Annotated in this window: 16 protein-coding genes and 2 pseudogenes; 7 read left to right on the plus strand and 11 right to left on the minus strand. The window is 58.8% G+C overall.

Annotation, left to right across the window (positions count from 1 at the left end; all coding sequences use genetic code 11):
* Window positions 1-3 precede the first annotated feature (3 nt).
* The 3 genes and pseudogenes from PGR23_RS15500 to PGR23_RS15510 form a co-directional block, all read right to left on the minus strand.
* Window positions 4-1,155, minus strand: coding sequence for an acyl-CoA dehydrogenase family protein (locus PGR23_RS15500; RefSeq protein ID WP_315710132.1), 1,152 nt, complete (start codon window positions 1,153-1,155; stop codon window positions 4-6).
* Window positions 1,133-2,237, minus strand: a pseudogene (locus PGR23_RS15505) (LLM class flavin-dependent oxidoreductase). Before PGR23_RS15505 ends, PGR23_RS15500 begins: the two are co-directional and overlap by 23 nt.
* 145 nt (window positions 2,238-2,382) lie before the next feature.
* Window positions 2,383-3,276, minus strand: a complete 894-nt coding sequence (locus PGR23_RS15510; protein ID WP_308959168.1) for a LysR family transcriptional regulator — start codon at window positions 3,274-3,276, stop codon at window positions 2,383-2,385.
* Window positions 3,277-3,383: 107 nt separating this feature from the next.
* On the opposite strand from PGR23_RS15510, the gene PGR23_RS15515 reads away from it, so the two are divergent.
* Together PGR23_RS15515 and PGR23_RS15520 are read left to right on the plus strand one after the other, a co-directional pair.
* Window positions 3,384-3,989 carry a cysteine dioxygenase gene (locus PGR23_RS15515; RefSeq protein ID WP_315710126.1) on the plus strand — a complete coding sequence of 202 codons (606 nt, stop codon included), beginning with the start codon at window positions 3,384-3,386 and terminating at the stop codon, window positions 3,987-3,989.
* Entirely contained in the window at window positions 3,982-5,562 is a 1,581-nt protein-coding gene (locus tag PGR23_RS15520) for a rhodanese homology domain-containing protein (protein ID WP_289576588.1), read from the plus strand. Before PGR23_RS15515 ends, PGR23_RS15520 begins: the two co-directional genes overlap by 8 nt.
* Before the next feature lie 54 nt (window positions 5,563-5,616).
* Here PGR23_RS15520 and PGR23_RS15525 read toward each other — a convergent pair whose 3' ends face one another.
* Together PGR23_RS15525 and PGR23_RS15530 are read right to left on the minus strand one after the other, a co-directional pair.
* Complete coding sequence (locus PGR23_RS15525; protein ID WP_289576590.1) at window positions 5,617-7,020, minus strand: DUF7594 domain-containing protein; 1,404 nt, start codon at window positions 7,018-7,020, stop codon at window positions 5,617-5,619.
* An 80-nt stretch (window positions 7,021-7,100) separates the two neighbouring features.
* Window positions 7,101-7,820, minus strand: a complete 720-nt coding sequence (locus tag PGR23_RS15530) for a polyphenol oxidase family protein (protein ID WP_047078791.1) — start codon at window positions 7,818-7,820, stop codon at window positions 7,101-7,103.
* Between the two features lie 198 nt (window positions 7,821-8,018).
* On the opposite strand from PGR23_RS15530, the gene PGR23_RS15535 reads away from it, so the two are divergent.
* From PGR23_RS15535 to PGR23_RS15545, 3 genes are read left to right on the plus strand one after another with little or no spacing between them, the layout of a single operon-like run.
* Window positions 8,019-9,077 carry an ABC transporter substrate-binding protein gene (locus PGR23_RS15535; protein ID WP_315710120.1) on the plus strand — a complete coding sequence of 353 codons (1,059 nt, stop codon included), beginning with the start codon at window positions 8,019-8,021 and terminating at the stop codon, window positions 9,075-9,077.
* Window positions 9,067-10,074, plus strand: a complete 1,008-nt coding sequence (locus PGR23_RS15540; protein ID WP_047046667.1) for a FecCD family ABC transporter permease — start codon at window positions 9,067-9,069, stop codon at window positions 10,072-10,074. The genes PGR23_RS15535 and PGR23_RS15540 overlap by 11 nt, the downstream gene beginning before the upstream one ends.
* Window positions 10,071-10,820 carry an ABC transporter ATP-binding protein gene (locus PGR23_RS15545; RefSeq protein WP_047046668.1) on the plus strand — a complete coding sequence of 250 codons (750 nt, stop codon included), beginning with the start codon at window positions 10,071-10,073 and terminating at the stop codon, window positions 10,818-10,820. Before PGR23_RS15540 ends, PGR23_RS15545 begins: the two co-directional genes overlap by 4 nt.
* Here PGR23_RS15545 and PGR23_RS15550 read toward each other — a convergent pair.
* The 4 genes from PGR23_RS15550 to PGR23_RS15565 form a co-directional block, all read right to left on the minus strand.
* Window positions 10,804-11,547, minus strand: coding sequence for a substrate-binding domain-containing protein (locus PGR23_RS15550; RefSeq protein WP_226473477.1), 744 nt, complete (start codon window positions 11,545-11,547; stop codon window positions 10,804-10,806). The two genes, PGR23_RS15545 and PGR23_RS15550, sit on opposite strands and share 17 nt — an antisense overlap.
* 55 nt (window positions 11,548-11,602) lie before the next feature.
* Window positions 11,603-12,439, minus strand: coding sequence for a shikimate dehydrogenase family protein (locus tag PGR23_RS15555; RefSeq protein WP_047046672.1), 837 nt, complete (start codon window positions 12,437-12,439; stop codon window positions 11,603-11,605).
* 15 nt (window positions 12,440-12,454) lie between these two features.
* Window positions 12,455-13,777 carry an MFS transporter gene (locus PGR23_RS15560; RefSeq protein ID WP_315710117.1) on the minus strand — a complete coding sequence of 441 codons (1,323 nt, stop codon included), beginning with the start codon at window positions 13,775-13,777 and terminating at the stop codon, window positions 12,455-12,457.
* Between the two features lie 76 nt (window positions 13,778-13,853).
* Window positions 13,854-15,704 (minus strand): bifunctional sugar phosphate isomerase/epimerase/4-hydroxyphenylpyruvate dioxygenase family protein, encoded by a 1,851-nt coding sequence (locus tag PGR23_RS15565; RefSeq protein WP_315710116.1) that lies wholly within the window; start codon window positions 15,702-15,704, stop codon window positions 13,854-13,856.
* Between the two features lie 127 nt (window positions 15,705-15,831).
* Here PGR23_RS15565 and PGR23_RS15570 point away from each other — a divergent pair, with 127 nt between their 5' ends.
* A complete protein-coding gene (locus PGR23_RS15570; protein WP_045396118.1) occupies window positions 15,832-16,470 on the plus strand; it encodes a TetR family transcriptional regulator in 639 nt (212 codons plus the stop codon).
* A gap of 26 nt (window positions 16,471-16,496) precedes the next feature.
* On the opposite strand, the gene fumD is transcribed toward PGR23_RS15570, so the two are convergent.
* Window positions 16,497-16,709, minus strand: a complete 213-nt coding sequence (fumD, locus tag PGR23_RS15575) for a fumarate hydratase FumD (protein ID WP_045396115.1) — start codon at window positions 16,707-16,709, stop codon at window positions 16,497-16,499.
* 234 nt (window positions 16,710-16,943) lie between these two features.
* The gene (locus tag PGR23_RS15580) at window positions 16,944-17,075 is read right to left on the minus strand and encodes a hypothetical protein (protein ID WP_161801916.1); all 132 of its coding nucleotides are present in this window, start codon (window positions 17,073-17,075) and stop codon (window positions 16,944-16,946) included.
* Between PGR23_RS15580 and PGR23_RS15585 the strand changes: the two are divergent.
* Window positions 17,071-17,205, plus strand: a pseudogene (locus PGR23_RS15585) (hypothetical protein); the annotation flags it as partial. The gene PGR23_RS15580 and the pseudogene PGR23_RS15585 overlap by 5 nt on opposite strands.
* Between the last annotated feature and the right edge of the window lie 3 nt (window positions 17,206-17,208).

The raw sequence follows: 17,208 nt of genomic DNA on the forward strand, positions 1-17,208 counted from the left end.
GAATTATCCTTGTTGTTGAAAAGCGTGTTTACCCGCCGCCTGCCACGCGCTGTCGTTCTGCGGCGTATGTACCCGCCCGCACAGGACGTTGCGATAGTGGCGTTCCAGAGGATTTTGCCGGCTTAAACCATGATTGCCGGTGAGTTCAAGCGCCAGATTGACCGCCTGAATGGCGTTATCGGTGATAGTGACTTTCGCCAGATTGGCCTCAATAGCGGAAAAGCCCAGCTCCGCGGCATTCTCCAGCAGCGCGCGGTTAACCAGCAGCAGCCCCTCTATCTGCCCCACTTTTTCCTGTACCCGCGGCAGACTGGAAAGCGGTTGTCCAAGATTGCCGGGGACCCGCGCACCCAGCCACGCGACAAGCCAGTCGCGCGCCGCGCGGGCCACGCTATCGTAAATCGCCGCCAGTAGCGCCGTATGACGGTTAGCAAACAGACGAAACTGTTCGGCGTCCGGCGCGGGCGGCTCGTCGGCAGGCCAAACGTCTACCGCGTGCCCGGCGGATACCTGTACGTTTTTCAGCACCACCTCGTGACTGCCGGTGGCCCGCATGCCGACGTGATCCCAGCTTTTCACTACGCTGATGCCCTCGCTGTCGGCAGGAACCAGCCAGCTACCGACCAGCGGCGGATTGTCGTCGCTACGCGCCCACAGCGCCAGCCAGCTCAATCCTTCGATACCGGTGGTATAAATTTTGTGGCCGTTAATCAGCCAGCCCCGGCTGTTCCGGCTGGCTATCGTTTGCGGCAGACCGCCGCGCGCCGGAGAGCCCAGATCCGGCTCGACGCGCAGGCTATTCATCAACCCGCCGTTTGTGAGCGCATCATCAAACACGCGCTGGCGTAGCGGCTCAGCCCAATGGACATTTTCCGCCAGCCGCAGATGATGCAGGTACTGCATGCAGACAATCAGCGCGGTCGCCGGTTCGCCCCAGGCGATGGCGGCAATGGCCTGTTGCAGCTTGGCTAAACTGGCGCCTGATCCGCCGTACTGCTGCGGTACGGCAAGGCTTAAAAACCCGCGTCGGCGCAGAACGTCAATATTGCGATGGGGAAAATCGCCGCTGGCATCATGGCTGGCCGCCTCCTCCGTCATCAGATGGCGGATCTCCGCGAGCTGCCGCCCCCAGTCATCGCTGGGGTGAGGCCTCATGATGCGCGCTCCGCCACGGCGCGCAGCGCGGCTTTTTCGCGGGTAATTGGCAGCAGCGCTTTGCCATACTCCTGCGCATCGTTCAGCGGGTCGAATCCGCGGATCAGGAAGTTACGTACGCCGAGGTCGTAGTAGTCGAGCAGCGCATCGGCAACCTGTTCCGGCGTGCCGACCAGCGCGGTGGAATTGTGGCCGCCGCCCACCAGCTGCGCGATGCCGGTCCACAGGCGTTTATCCACCACCTTACCCTGCGCCGCCGTGGCCCGCAGACGCTGCGCGCCAACGCTATCGGGCTTGGCTTTAAAGCCCCCCTCACTCTGCGCCGCCCGCTCGGTGGCGACATGCAGAATATGCTCGGCCTTCTCCCAGGCTTCCGCTTCGCTATCGGCGATAATCGGCCGAAACGACACGCTGAAACCGATCTCGCGCTGATGTTTTGCCGCTTCCGCCCGTACCCGCTGGATAGTTTCCGCCGTTTGCGCCAGCGACTCCCCCCATAGCGCGAAGACGTTAGCGTGTTTACCGGCCACCGTAATCGCCGCTTCCGATGAACCGCCGAAATAGAGGGGAATATGCGGTTTCTGCAGCGGGCGAATGGCTGACCAGGCCTGTTGCGCCTGATAAAAATCATTGTCGATGTCCACCGGCTGTTCGGCGGTCCAGACCTGGCGGATGGTCTCGAGGAAGGCGTCGGTGCGCGCATAGCGCTGGTCGTGGTCGAGATAATCGCCGTCACGGCGCTGCTCGGCGTCATTGCCGCCGCTGATGATATGTACCGCCAGCCGGCCGCCAAGCAGATGTTCAAGGGTGGCGAATTTACGCGCGGCGAGAGTTGGCGAGACAAAACCGGGACGGTGCGCCAGCAGGAAAGCTATCTTTTGCGTCGACAACCCCGCCAGCGCGGTCACCAAAAAGCCGTCAGGTTGATCGGACCAGTGCCCCACCAGCAGGCGGTCAAACCCCGCGGCTTCATGTGTTTGCGCGAAGCGCACAATATAATCACGGTCAAAAATCGGCCCTACCGGGGCGATGGTTTCCGACGACAGGCGGTGGCCGATCATGCCGAGAAACTGAATGCTCATACAGAACTCCTGGTAGTAAGGTAATGAATGGGCCGCGGCGGCGGCGCGTTTTCATTACCCTATACACAGGCCCTTAATGAGCAAAATGCATTTTTATCATAACTTAATATGCAAGATAAGCATTTATAAAAATAACATATACGTATCAGTCAGATGCATTAAGTTGCTGGACCACTTTTCCGGCGAAAAAAGTCAGCGGCTGGCTGAGATTAGCCAGATTCTGTGCCTGTACCAGCCACAGATGCACTTGCGGCTGAAAATCCGCGAGCGCAAGCGTGGACACTTCATCGCGCCACGGGCTGGCGGCCAGCGCGGCGCGAGGCACCAGGCCAAGCCCCAGCCCCTGCGCCACCAGGCTGATTTGCAACTGGGCGCCGGCGGTCTCGACGTTCAGCGCCAGCCGCAGCCCCTGCGAGTGCAGTTCGCGGATTAGCCCGGCCCGCAGGCCGCAGCCGTCGGGATTGAGTATCCAGCCTCGCTGCGCACAGTCGCGCAGCGCTTCGGCGTGCAGTCGCCAGCTTTTCGCCGCGATGACCACGATATCCAGCGGGCACAGCAGTCTCCCGCTGTAGCCGTCAGCAAAGCGCTGCTGTTGTGGTCCCATCGCCAGCACGCCATCCAGTTCGACGCTCTCCAGCCGTTTTTGCAGCAGCCCGCTCCAGCCGCAGGTCACCTGCGGCTCAAGGGCCGGGAACTGCTGGCGTAGCGCGCTCAGCGCCGGCTGGAGGGCGATTTCCGCCACGCTCTGCGGCACGCCGAGACGCAGAACGCCCTGCGGCTCCGCCTCCGGGTCAAGCAGACCGTACAGCTTTTTGGTTTCCCGCTTGATGCTCAGGCACTGCTCATACACCCGATGTCCGGCGGCGGTGAGCGTCAGGGGCCGGGTCTGGCGCTCCAGCAGCGTCACATTGAGGGTTTGCTCCAGACGCTGGAGCCGACGGGTAATCGCCGATTGGGTAATGCCAAGGTATTCCGCCGCCTGATTCAGAGAGGAAAACTGCACGGTAGCCAGCAGAGCATCAATGTCATCGATACGCATACAATCCTTAATGTGATTTTTGCATATTAATATATGCGGAAATTGCATTTTAATTATATTAACGCCTTTGCTAGCGTAATGACCAGTCCCGACCACAGGAAATCCCCATGACCGCACCGCGAGTGGAAAAATTACGCCAGTTCATTCAAGACCTTGATGCCCTGCATCGCCAGTTTACCGATGAGGCCACCCTGCTCGACGCCGTCGCCGTGCGCCTGGCTTCGCTGGTGCAAAAAGATGACTGGTTGCCGGAAGAGTACACCCTGCCGCATCCCCACCACTATCAGCAGTATTTGCTGCATGTCGATTCCGGCCAACGCTTTTCGATTGTCAGCTTCGTCTGGGGACCGGGGCAATCGACGCCGATCCACGACCATCGGGTATGGGGGGCCATCGGTATGTTGCGCGGCGCGGAGGAGAATCAGCGCTATCGACTCGACGAACGCGGTTTACCGATCGCCAATGGTCCTGCTGAACGGCTTTCTGCCGGCAAAGTAGAAAAAGTCTCTTCCCGCGATGGCGATATTCATCGGGTGAGTAACGCGCTCGCGGACCACGTCTCAATCAGTATTCACATCTATGGCGCTAACATCGGCGGCGTCAGGCGTGCGGTTTATAGCGCGGATGGGATCGCCAAACCTTTCGTCTCCGGTTACTCCAACCGTCACTTGCCCAATATCTGGGATCTCTCAAAGGATAATTCATATGCCTGATTACAATTACCGCCAGCCAGCCGAGGTGCGCCAGGCGCTGATCGATGGCGCGGAAGTGGCGCTCATCGATGTTCGCGAAGAGGCCGCATTTGCCACTAACCATCCGCTATTTGCCGCTAATTTGCCGCTGAGCAAGCTGGAGCTGGAGATTTTTCGCCGCGTACCGCGCCTGACGACGCCGATTACCCTCTACGACAATGGCGAAGGTCTCGTGGAGCAGGCCGTTAAGCGGCTGCAACGCTGGGGCTATCAGGATGTTGCGCTACTGGCAGGCGGCCTGACGGGCTGGCAGCGTAGCGGCGGCGAGCTTTTTCAGGACGTTAACTCACCGAGCAAAGCGTTCGGCGAGCTGGTAGAGAGCGAGCGCCAGACGCCCTCGTTGAGCGCCGAGGAAGTGAAGGCGCTAATCGAGGGTCCACAGCCGGTCGTGGTGGTCGATGCGCGTCGTTTTGATGAATATCAAACGATGAATATTCCCGGCAGCATCAGCGTGCCCGGCGGCGAGCTGGCGTTACGCATCGAAGGCCTGCTGCCATCGCAGCAAACGCCGGTTATCGTTAATTGCGCCGGCCGTACCCGCAGCATTATCGGCAGCCAATCGCTACGTAATGCCGGTTTAGCCAATCCGGTTTACGCGCTGCGCAACGGCACCATCGGCTGGACCTTAGCCGGACTGGAGCTCGAGCACGGCCAGCAGCGGCGCTACGACGCCGATTTCCGCGCCTCAGCGCAACGCGTGGCTGCAGTGACGCAGTTGGCCGAGCGCGCTGGCGTGGCCTTCATTGATGCCCCTACTTTAGCCCGCTGGCAACAGCAGCCGAGCCGCACCACCTATCTGTTTGATGTTCGCAGCCCCGAGGAGTATGCCGCAGGCCATCTGCCGCACAGCGTGAATGCCCCCGGCGGCCAGCTGGTGCAGGAAACCGATCATTACGCCAGCGTACGCGGAGCGCGGATTGTGCTGGTCGCCGATGATGAGATACGCGCGCCGATCGCGGCGTCCTGGCTGGCGCAAATGGGCTGGGAAGTGGCGGTATTACGCGATGTCCGCGTGGAGCAATTGAGCGAACGCGGCGTTCCGCCCGCCAGCGTTCCGCCTGCGCCGGTGGTTGAGGAGATAACCCCAGCGCAGTTAGCGGAACAATTGCGCGAACCCGGCACCGTGGTACTGGATTTCACCACTAGCGCTAACTATGTCGCACGGCATATCCCCGGCGCCTGGTGGCTGGTGCGTTCGCAGCTGCGTCAGGCGCTGGAAGTCATTCCTCCCGCCGAACGTTACGTTGTCACCTGCGGCAGCAGTCTGCTGGCCCGCTACGCCGCGCCTGAAGTCGCGGCATTGACCGGTAAGCCGATACAGCTGTTAAGCGGCGGGACGCTGGCGTGGATTAATGCCGGGCTGGCGCTGGAACAGGGCGAGACGCATCTGGCGACAGCACGCAGCGATCGCTACCGACGGCCATATGAAGGAACCGATAACACCGCAGAGGCGATGCAGGCTTATCTCGACTGGGAGTATGGCCTCGTGGAACAGCTAGCGCGCGATGGTACCCACGGCTTTAAGGTGTTGTAGGTTAAAAACCCGGTGGCGACACGGCCACCGGGAATAACTTACCTTTATTGTGAATTAAATTTCCGGAGTGGTTTTAAAACCAACCAGCATCAGGATCGGCTGCTTCTGCGCCGATGCGGCGTCAAACTGATAGTGGTTACCCTGACGATCGCCGCCGATGTACCAGGAGATCTCGGTTTTCCCTTCCGCCAGCGCTTTACGTACCGCTTTATCGATATCCACCATCCGATACTCACGAGATGAATTGAGATACAGTTGAGCATCTGAATTGTAGCTGCAGGTCGGGCGATGCTTCCAGGTTACGCTCGCCGCGCTCCAGTCATTACTGGCCGGATAGAAGAAGATCTGGTCCGCGCCGTTAGTTTCAACCTTACCGCCGTACAGACGCAGGCGATATTTAAACAGCGACGCATCCTGATCTTTCGGCAGCGCCGGGATTTTAAACTTCACCAGGGTGAGGGTTTCCGGGTTGCTGGTGCGGCCGCCGTTCTTCCAGTTATCGGAAATTTGCAGCGCTTCGGGCGCGCCGAAGTTCACATTCGGCTGCGCGCTCTCAACCACCGCGTTGTCTTCCGCCAACGAGAAGCTATATGGCACGTTGGTACCGCAATCCATACCTTCATTCATACAGTGTTCGGTCATGAAGTGCGCGCCCTCTACCGTCCAGCCGTTCATGAAATCAGCATGGGCGGTATAGATGCTGCCCCACTTCTCTTCACGTTTATCGTCCTTCATGACCGGGTCCATCGACAGCTCAATTTTCGCCGTGTCCAGAGACGTAATCTGCGGCAGTACGTAGGCGATATTCATATTGACCGTCGGGATTTTTACCGGATAGTCGGCCGGGCAGGCGCCGTTGACATCATAAGCAGCGTTGCTGTGGTCATGGCTCGGTTTCAGGTTGACGCCATCCCAGCAGTTGGGGAACTGAATACCGATATTAAACTGCACCGCATCTCCCGCTTTACGCAGGCCGCAAACCTCACCGGCCTTGTTGCTATAGCCTTTACCGTTGGCGCACAGGAAGGTAATCCGCGAGCTTGGGGCGGAACCGTGGTGGTCGCCAGCCAGCAGCTCCAGCCCCGACGGGAAAGGATGTAGCGGATAGCGATCGACTTTCGTCGCCTGATAATAGGTTTTCTGATAAGCCGGAGTAACTATCTGTCCATCCGGTAACTTCATCGACGGCGCCCAATAGGCAGAACTGTCGGCCTTGTTATCACAGGTGGTTTCCGGCTGTGCGCGCAGGGTTTGATAGGTAGAAACGGCATCGGTGTGGGTATTGCCGAAGAAATCATGCCACATCGCCTGGTTTGGCATACCGAACATCATAATCGCGTCGTCGCCAAGGGTGTGGCTGTAGCCGCATACCGCCTGGGCTTGCGGTCCTGCATGGGCGGAAAAAGCGCTGGCGGCCAGCAGCGGAGTCAGGGCCAGTACAACTGAGTTAGCTTTCATTTTACGATCCTCCTTGTTTGAAGGACCGTAGAGATAGCAAGCGTGCGCCGATGTTACACATCAGCAAACATCATTTTATCTCATTCGCGCATAATCCATGAGTACTGGAAGGTTTTGGCCGCCGGAAAATGGGTGCGCCGACGGTACGAGCCTAGCGCCTGCGGCGTGCAGTAGGTACAGCTCCCCAGCCATTCGGTATTTTCCGCCGCCACCCCGGCCTGTTGCAGCACCCGTTGCGCCAGCGCGCGGAGATCGAACCACAGATTATCGCTACCGCTAGCCCGCGCTTGCCCCGCTTCTGGCGGAGCGAGGCGCTGATGAAACAGCTCGTCGCTGTAGCGTCGTACCAACTCGCCCGCCGGCATGGTCAACAGCGTTTGATAAAACTCGGCCGAAACCTCATAGCAGCAGGCGTGAATATGCGGCCCGCAGACCACCACTATCTCTTCTGGCGCCACCTGATGCTGGTGAAACAGCGCCAGGCTGTTTTCAATAATGCCGCTCGCCGCTCCGCGCCAGCCAGCATGCACGCTGCAAACATAGCGCCCATCCCGCGAGGCCATCAATAACGGTAAACAGTCGGCGGTAACGACGCCGACCTTTTGCCCACGCAGGGCCGTAAACACCGCATCGGCGTGCGGCCGCTCTGCCTGCGGCCCCTGATAGTGATGAACCACATTGCCGTGCACCAGCTTCACCGGCGCCATTTCGCTGTACGGAAAGGCGGCGGTTTCGTGCACATCAAGAAAAGCGTAGCGAATACCGGGGATATCACTTAATAAGCGGGATGGATAAGACATAACGGCGCGTAAATAAATTGGTGGTGGATTTACCGTAGGCCAAAGCCCATCGATACGCAAGATGTGGATGCTTTGTTCCCGGCGGGACCTCAAGCTCGCTGCCGGCCATAACAAGGTGGGAACGCAGTAATTATTTGCACCCGGCACCGCTATATAATTTAATATACATCGATTATTCTTATCCAACCGGGTCAATCCATGTCACCACACCGTTTACTTTTGGCGCTGACGTTGTGCTGCGCCAGCCTGTTCACCAGCCAGGCTTTTGCCGAGCGCACCGTCACCGACCAGCTGGGCCGCCAGGTTACGCTGCCGGATCACATCACCCGCGCGGTTGTCCTGCAGCACCAGACGCTTAATCTCCTGGTCCAGTTGAATGCCGCCGACGATATCGTTGGCGTGTTAAGCAGCTGGAAAAAACAGCTCGGGCCGCAGTTTGTCCGCTTTATGCCCACTATTGAAAAGCTGCCGACGCCGGGCGATTTAACTCAGGTCAATATCGAAAGCCTGCTGGCGCTGCATCCGCAGGTGGTGTTCGTCGCTAACTACGCGCCGCAGGCGATGATCCAGCAGATCCAAAACGCCGGAGTTCCGGTCGTCGCGATATCCCTGCGTCAGGACGCGGCGGGTGAGAAAAACAAAATGAACCCGACGATGGCCGATGAAGAACAGGCCTATAACGACGGGCTGAAACAGGGGATCCGCCTGATTGGCGAAGTGGTCGAACGCCAAAGCCAGGCCGAAGCGCTGATTGATTACACCTTCGCGGCGCGGGCAGAAGCTAACGCCCCGGTCGCCGCTATCCCTGACAGCCAGCGGGTGCGCGTGTACATGGCCAACCCTGATCTCAACACCTACGGTTCCGGCAAATATACCGGGCTGATGATGAAGCATGCTGGAGCGCTAAACGTCGCCGCCGCCACGGTCAAGGGCGCACGCCAGGTCTCGCTGGAACAGATTCTGCAATGGAACCCTGAGGTTATCTTCGTCCAGGACCGCTATCCGCAGGTGGTCAAACAGATTGAAAACGACCCGCAATGGCAAGCGATAGACGCGGTGAAAAACCACCGCGTATGGCTGATGCCGGAATACGCCAAGGCCTGGGGCTATCCGATGCCGGAGGCGTTGGCTATAGGCGAACTGTGGATGGCGAAAAAGCTCTATCCTTCCCGCTACCGGAACGTCGATGTCGATGCCAAAGCGCAGGATTACTATCAACGCTTCTACCGCGTGAAATGGACGCCGAATGCGCAGTAACCTTCACTGGGCGCTGCTGCACGGCGGGCTGGCGGCGGCGACGCTATTTATCGCTATCGCCTCACTATGCCTGGGGCAATACCACCTCGGCCTGAACGAGGTCTTTCATGAGCTCACCCATGGCGCGCCCGGCAGCGGCGTCGCCGGGCAGATCGTCTGGTCAGTCAGACTTCCCAGGGTAGCGATGGCGCTGCTGGCCGGCGGCTCGCTGGGGCTATGCGGCGCGACGCTACAGGGCGTATTCCATAACCCGCTGGTCGACCCGCATATCATCGGGGTAACCTCCGGCTCCGCCTTCGGCGGGACGCTTGCTATCCTGCTGGGCTTCGACATCGTATCGATGATGGGTTGCACCTTCTTCTTCGGCCTCGCCGCGCTCGCGCTGGTTTATCTCATCGCCACGCTGCAGGGGCGTGAAAACACGCTGGCGCTGATCCTTTCCGGCATTATTCTCAGCGGTTTCTTTGCCGCGCTGGTCAGCCTGATGCAGTACCTTGCCGATACGGAAGAAACCCTGCCGAATATCGTTTTCTGGCTGCTCGGCAGCTTTGCCACCGCCAACTGGCATAAAGTGCTGTCCATGGCGCTGCCGGTCGCCGTCGCCGCCGTTATCCTGCTAAAGCTGCGCTGGCGTATCAACCTGCTGGCGCTGGAGGATAAAGATGCGCGCGGTCTTGGCGTTTCGGTGGTCAAGTTGCGCCGCGGAGTGTTGGTCTGCTGCGCGGTGCTGGTCGCCGCCCAGGTCGCGGTCAGCGGCAGCATCGCCTGGGTCGGGCTGGTTATTCCGCATCTGGCGCGACTGCTGGTCGGCGCCGATCACCGCCGCCTGCTGCCAACAGCATTCTGGCTCGGCGGCGCGTTTATGGTGGTGGTGGACGACCTGGCGCGCACGTTAACCCAGGCGGAGATTCCGATTGGCATTATTACCGCCCTGCTCGGCGCACCGCTGTTTACCCTTTTACTGATTCAGTCCCAACGCCGCGGTGTGGCCCAATGAACATTTCATTATCACTGAACGCCCTGCGCTACGGCCATCGTCAGCCGCTCTTCGCCCCACTGTCCATGCAGTGCCGTCACGGGGAAATCTGGGCGATACTGGGCGCCAACGGTCGCGGCAAAAGTACGCTACTGGATACCCTTACCGGCGTCCTGCCGCCGCTCGGCGGGCAGTTTAACGTAGAAGGCGGCATCGCCATCGTGCCGCAATCGTTCCGCCCGGCGTTTGGCTGGCGGGTACGGGATGTGGTGCTGATGGGCCGCGCGCGACTCGTCGATCTGTTCGCGCAGCCGGGGCCGGAAGATGAGCGGGAGGTTCAACAGGCGCTGGCGCTGCTGGGGATCGCCGCATTGGCCAATCAGGTGTTTCGCGCTCTGTCCGGCGGCCAGCAGCAGTTGGTGCTCATTGCCCGCGCGCTGGTCGGCGCCAGTCAAAATATTCTGTTAGACGAACCCTGTTCGGCGCTGGATCTGGCTAATCAACAGGTTGTATTACAGCTGATTAGCAATCTTGCTCATCGACAGAGGCGCACCGTGGTATTCACCACCCATGACCCGACTCATGCTCTGCAGATAGCCAGCCACACCCTGCTGCTGTTGCCCGGCGGCGAATGGCTGGCGGGAGAGTCGTTCGCGGTACTCAGCGAAGCGAACCTGCAGCGTGCCTACGGCCTGCCGGTTCACAAAATCGACCATCCCGGTAGCGCAGTGCCGTTACTGGCGCCGCAGTTTACGATCCATCGCTAACGGTCAAAAATCCTGCCGCGCGCAGAAAATTCTGCCCTTCCTCAGCGGTGATAAAGCGCCGTAGCTGCCGCGCGGCGGCGCTCTCCTCAATTTCCGCCAGCTGATATTCGCAGCGAATATTCCACGGCTCGGGAATGAGTAATGTGCGAAACTGCGCGCTCTCCGTCATCTGAACCGCATAGTGGGCGTAGCCGATAAACAGATCGGCAAAGTCTTCGCCAATTAGCCATGCCCCTGCGGTAGCGCCCGACGGTACAGTCAGCGACGCCCGACCGCCGACCAGCTGCTGCGCCCGGGCCATCAACGTCCGTCCGAGGCCCGGATAGCTGGCCTCAAGACGGGCAAAAAGCTGCCAGGTGTAATCGCCGGAAGGATCGCAGCCCGGCGTCGAGGTCGCCAGCCGCAGTCGCCCGTCGCGAAGTAACGCCAGCCAGTCAGCGCGATCGGTGTCAGGCGCGCGGCGCGCAGTCAGCATCAGCCGGTTGGCGGCAAACGAACAGCAGTTTATCGCAAGCCCGGCCTGCAGCAGCGCCTGAGGGTGTTCGGTATTCGCACTGGCGAACAGCGAGCAGCGTTCGCCGCCTTCAATGCGTTCGCGCAGCAGACCAGCCGGGCCGAACTGCGCCTCGACCAGAATGCCGCTAAGCTGCTGAAATCGCGCCAGCAGCGGGAGGAAAGCGCTTTTCAGGCTTCCCGCCGCCAGCAGGGTCAATGAAGTGGTCATCACAACAATCGCTATAAAGATGAAGATATAGCGCTAGGGTAACGCCTTTTTTGCTGATTCAGTAGCGAATTTCCGCCCGTTCGCGCAGCTGTTCCGGCGTCGCCACCGGCAGTTGGAAGAACTCGAGATAGGCCGGGATCATCTCGAACAGCATATCGGTACCGCGCTGAATCGGGCACCCCAGCGCCTGCGCCGCCCGCAGTAGCGGAGTATATTCAACGCTCATCACCACCTCGCCGACCCAGGTACGCGGCGACAGGCGCGAAACATCCAGCGGTAGCGGATCAGCCGCTTTCATGCCCAGCGGCGTGGCGTTGACCACCAGATCCTGCGCGGCGGGATCGCACTGCATCAGAACGATCTCCAGACGCGGATAGTGCTGATGCAGCCGCTGCGCCAGCGCCTCGGCGGCGGCGACACAGGTGTCGAACAGCGTCAAGGTACTGACCCCGGCGGCCGCCAGCGATGCGGCAATCGCCGAGCCGACGCCGCCGCAGCCGAACACCTGCGCCCTCGCCCCTTGTGGTTGAAAGCCTTTGCGCGTAATCCCCAGCACAAAGCCTGCACCATCGAACATATCGCCGAGCAGGCTGCCGTCGGCTTCGCGGCGGATGGCGTTGCAGGCGCCGGCGATTGCCGCCGTCGGGCTCAGTTGGTCTACCAGCCCGCAGGTAGCCATTTTATGCGGCATGGTGACCAGCGCGCCGACGATGTTAGTCATGGAAAACAGCGCTGGCACCAGCGCCGCGTAATCCTCCGGCTTCACCCCCATCGGCACCACTTTGACGTCCGCCTCGCAATGGGCCAGCCATGGGTTATAAATCATCGGCGCTTTAAAACTGGCGGTCGGATAACCAAGATGCGCTATCAGCCGCGTATGACCACTAATGATCATGCCCTACTCCTGTTGTTACTGCGAAAGTTCGATGCGTTTGACATCGCCAAGAATAAACAGATAGGCCACTACGCCAAGCAGCGCCGCGCCGCCGATATAGACCAGCGCGTAGAAAAAACTACCGGAAGCGGCAACGATAAAACCGATAATCAGCGGCGTGAGGATCCCCGCCAGATTGGTGCAGAAATTAAAGATACCGGCGGTTATCCCGCCCATCCCCTGCGGCGCGATATCGGAGATTAGCGTCCAGCCAAGGCCAACCATACCCTGACCGAAAAAGGCAAAAGACATCATCAGGATCACCGCCAGGTCGCTCGGCAGCCAGTTGGCGGAAATAATGCTGCTGGCCATCATCAGCCCGACGACGATAGGCAGCTTACGCGCCAGATTGGCCGAACCGGTGGCTTTCAACAGCTTGTCGGAGAGCCAGCCGCCAAACAGCACGCCACCCGCTGCGGCGAGAAACGGCAAGATGGCGAAGAAGCCTACTTTCAACCACGCCATGTGGCGCTCGGTCGCCAGGTACGTTGGAAACCAGGTCAGAAAGAAGACCAGCACGGTATTACCGGCGAATTGACCGACGCTGGCACCAATCACCTGTCGTTTTGCCACCAGCTGGCGCACCAGCGGCCAGCTAAAAGCGTTTTGCTGCTGCTGCGCGCTAGCCAGTCCGCCGCCGCGAAGAATATGTTCGCGTTCACTGTCGCTCAGGCGGCTGTCCTGATGGGGTTCGCGGTAGCAACGCCACCAGACCAGCGCGAACAGGATGCCGACAACCCCGACGCTGATAAACAGCGCACGCCAGCCGAAGCTGCCCATAATCCAGAACAGCAGCGGCGAGAAACAGGCCAGCCCGAGATATTCGCCGACGGTGTAGACCGCCGTGGCCTTCGCGCGCTCCTGCTGCGGAAACCAGGTACTCACTACCCTGCTGTTAACCGGAAAACAGGGCGCTTCACTGACGCCAAGCCCAAAACGACACAGCAACAGCGTTTTCAAGCCAATTGCCATACCGTGAAATAAAGTGAACAGCGACCACAGCGCCAGGGAGAGAAAATAGGTCACCTTATTGCCGAAACGATCGAGGAAAATACCGCCGGGAATTTGCGCCAGCGCATAGGTCCAGGCAAAGGCCGAAAAAACAATTCCCATAATAGCGGCATCAATGCCAAGCTCGGCGGTCAGTCTCGGCGCAGCGATACCGAGCACCGTGCGGTCGAGATAGTTAATCATCGTACCGACGGCCAGCAGCGCCAGGATCCCGATACGCCGCCGGGAGCGAGGCGCGGTGGTCGCAGTATCCGCCGCCGTCGCCTGGTTATGGCTATAAGAATTCATAGTCGTTTCCTGTCTTGAGTACAGATGAATGTTGTTATTGTGTTTGCGATGTTGTGTTGTGAACCATTTGCTACGTTTAACTGTACTGCATGGCCGAAAGGCGGACGGCGGCATTTACCGCGCCGTACTGGGCGTAACCGTCACGCCGTTCGGTCAATTCGAAGAAGAAGCGCCCCGCCACAAATGGACGGGTATAAAGATGCAGGAATTCGCCGCCGCGGGCGTCACGGTCGTAGAGAATTTGCAGGCGCTGCAATGTCTCTACCTGCGGCTCTTCGCCAAAGCGCGCCAGCAGATCCTCATAGTAATTCGCCGGGATAGGCAGCGCGTTCAGCGCAGCCTGCGGCAGACTTTCGAGCGTTACGGGTAAATCGCGACAGGCAAAAGCGGCGTGCTGCAGCCCGGCCCCCTGATAACAGGCGACCGAACGCGCAATCTGCGTGGCTCGGCTTTGCGATATATTCAGCGCCAGACGAATATCGCCCTGCGGGCTACGAACCGCCAGGCTGCGCACCAGTCCATACGGGTCAGGCAACGTCTGTTCATGTTCGAGACTGAAGCCGAAAACCGTACGGAAAAAGATAATCCAGTTGTCGCGGCTCTCGGCCTCCATGCCTAACGCGAGATGGTCAATACCGCGGTAGTCGTCGCGCGGCGCCGCTGCCTGTAAATGAAAATCGCGGGCGTAGATATCGTCACCGGCTTCGACCAGGTAGATCAGGCTGCCATCCGGAGCGCAAACCGCCGGGATCGAACTCTCATTTGGCCCCGCATCCCCCTGCCAGGTGGCATAACCGTAGGCGCGGGCGCGTTCCACCACCGGCGCGCTGCGGCTTACCCGTAGCGCCATCGCGCACAATGAGACGCCGTGGCGCTGATGAAAATGGTCGGCCCAGCTGTGCGGCTGCGCATTAACAATCACCCGCGCCTCGCCATTGCGCCAGAGCGCAACCTGCTTGGAACGATGCTTGCCCTGAAGCTTAAAGCCCAGTTGCGTCAGGCGCTGGCCTAGCGCGGTAGACTCCGCCGGACTGGCGGCGAACTCGATAAACTCCAGACCGTCATAGTGCGGTAGCGCAGGTGGCGAAAATAACGCCGCGTCGCTATCCGCAAGCTGCCGACGAGTCTGCTCTTCGAGCCACAGCAATGAACGGTAGCCATCTTTTGCCGTGGCGCCGTTGGGTGAGGCGCGAAAGCCGTCATTGAAAATCTCCAGCGACCAGGGTCCGCGGTAGCCGCAGCGGGTCAGTTCACAGGCGAATTCCACCAGCGGCAGTTGCCCCTGGCCCGGGAAGCAGCGGAAATGACGGCTCCATTCAAGGACATCCATCTTCATCATCGGCGCGTCAGCCAACTGCAGGAAGGTGATTTTCTCAACCGGCACCGCGGCAAGGCCTTGTAGATCATCCCCGAGCGACAGAATATGGAAGCTATCAAGCACAATGCCCATCGCCGGGCTGTTCACCCGCTGCACCCGTTCCCATGCCTGACGCCAGCGGTTGACGTGGGTTCCCCACGCCAGCGCCTCGTAGCCGATGATAATCCCCTCCTGCTCGGCGAGCTCAGCCAGCGCGCGCAGGTCGGCGACCTGCAGTTCGATATCGGCAGAACAGTCCGGCTGAACGTTGCTACAGAGCAGCATGGTGTTGCAGCCTAATTCATGCATCAGGGCGAATTTCCGCTTCGCCCGCTGCAGGTTAGCGGCAAACTGCGCGCGGCTGGCGCCCTCGAAATCACGAAAGGGTTGAAAAAGCGTGATTTTTAGCCCTAATTCAGCGGCAAGGTTGCGAATATCGCGCGGCGTGCCCGTATAATAGAGCAGATCGTTTTCAAAGATTTCAACGCCCTGATAACCGGCCGCGGCAATAGCGTGCAGCTTTTCAGGTAAAGTACCGGATATCGAAACGGTAGCGATGGAACGCAACATAAGAGTCCTCGGGTCATCATTCGACATGAGCACTGACTATGTATCATTTGGTTCACAGGCGCCAGATTTGGTTGCTGAATTGTGATCATTATGTGTATTTTTTGTCTCCACAGAAAAAGGAGTCGTTATGTCCCTCGTTGCTCATGATGAAGCACAATCCCTGAAAGAGCGCATCTTCGCCGCCGCCATTACCGTGTTCGCCGAATATGGCCTTCCCGGCGCGCGTATGGAGCAGATCGCCATCGAGGCGCAAACTACCAAGCGTATGGTGGTTTACTACTTCAAGAGCAAAGAGCAGCTGTACCAGGCGGTACTGCAACATGTGTATGCGCAGATCCGTGAAACGGAACAACAGCTGGGGCTGGAGCATCTGCCGCCGGTAGAGGCGCTGGCGCAACTGGTGAAATGGAGCGTGCGCTATCACGCCACGCATGCCGACTATATGCGGGTTATCTGCATGGAAAACATGCAGCGCGGGAAGTGGCTCAAGGGTTCAGAGGAGCTGAAGCCGCTGAACCGTACCGCGTTGTCGATAATCGAGGATATTTTACAACGCGGCCAGCAACAGGGGATTTTCCAGGCCGGTCTGCAGGCGCGCGACGTGCACCGACTGATTAGCAGCTTCAGCTTCTATCAGGTATCGAATTTTTATACCTTCAGTAGCCTGTACCTCGACGATCCGCTGCCTGAAATCGACGACGAAGCAATGGTTTCACACCACTGCGAGATTGCGGTGAAAGCGGTGATTCGGTTCGTTATCTCTTAAGCATTACTTATGTCGGGGCGCGGCGATTAGTGCCCCGATAACGCATGAATCACCCTTTCCATCGCCTCGCGGGTTAGCGCGGAACGTTCAATTTTGCTATTTGCTAGCGCGGTGCGTACGACACCGGCAATAACAATATGTTTTGGCTGCTGGCCAAGATCGCGCATTTCCAATACCACCTTACCCACTACGCGGCACATTTCCTGATAGAGCTCGTCGTCTTTCGCTTTATTTCCCATTATTAAGACTCTTAAATTATCATTATCAATCAATTCATTATTGATACGATTTTATAATAAAGCAAACTGCGCTATTTTTTTCGTTCAATGAGGCGTTTTACTGCCTTTAATCGGTTAGTAAATATGATAAAACGCCGTTTAATCTGATCCGCTGCGGCAAAAGTGTGTTGCAGGTTCGCGAGCAAATCGTGTGAATTTTGTTACATTAATCACACTAAAAATGAAACGCCGTTTTTATTTTCCTTTTTGGTTTCGGCAGCGTATAATGCGCCTCGATTCTTTCTTGAATGGTTTCAGCGCATTGGACTGCACAAAAAAACGTACAAAACATTGCCACTTTTCATGGGCTGAACCGCCAGCACACATTCTTCTGCACGCTCTTTTGTTGTCACCTATCCTTAGAGCGTGGCATTGCAACTTTCGTAACACAGGTTTGACTCCGCGGCAGTGCGCCCCCGGAGCGAGATTTCCATATCCTTCACAACTTAAAGACTAAGAC

The organism is Klebsiella sp. 141162 (assembly GCF_050600755.1).
Taxonomy (GTDB): Bacteria; Pseudomonadota; Gammaproteobacteria; order Enterobacterales; family Enterobacteriaceae; genus Klebsiella; species Klebsiella aerogenes.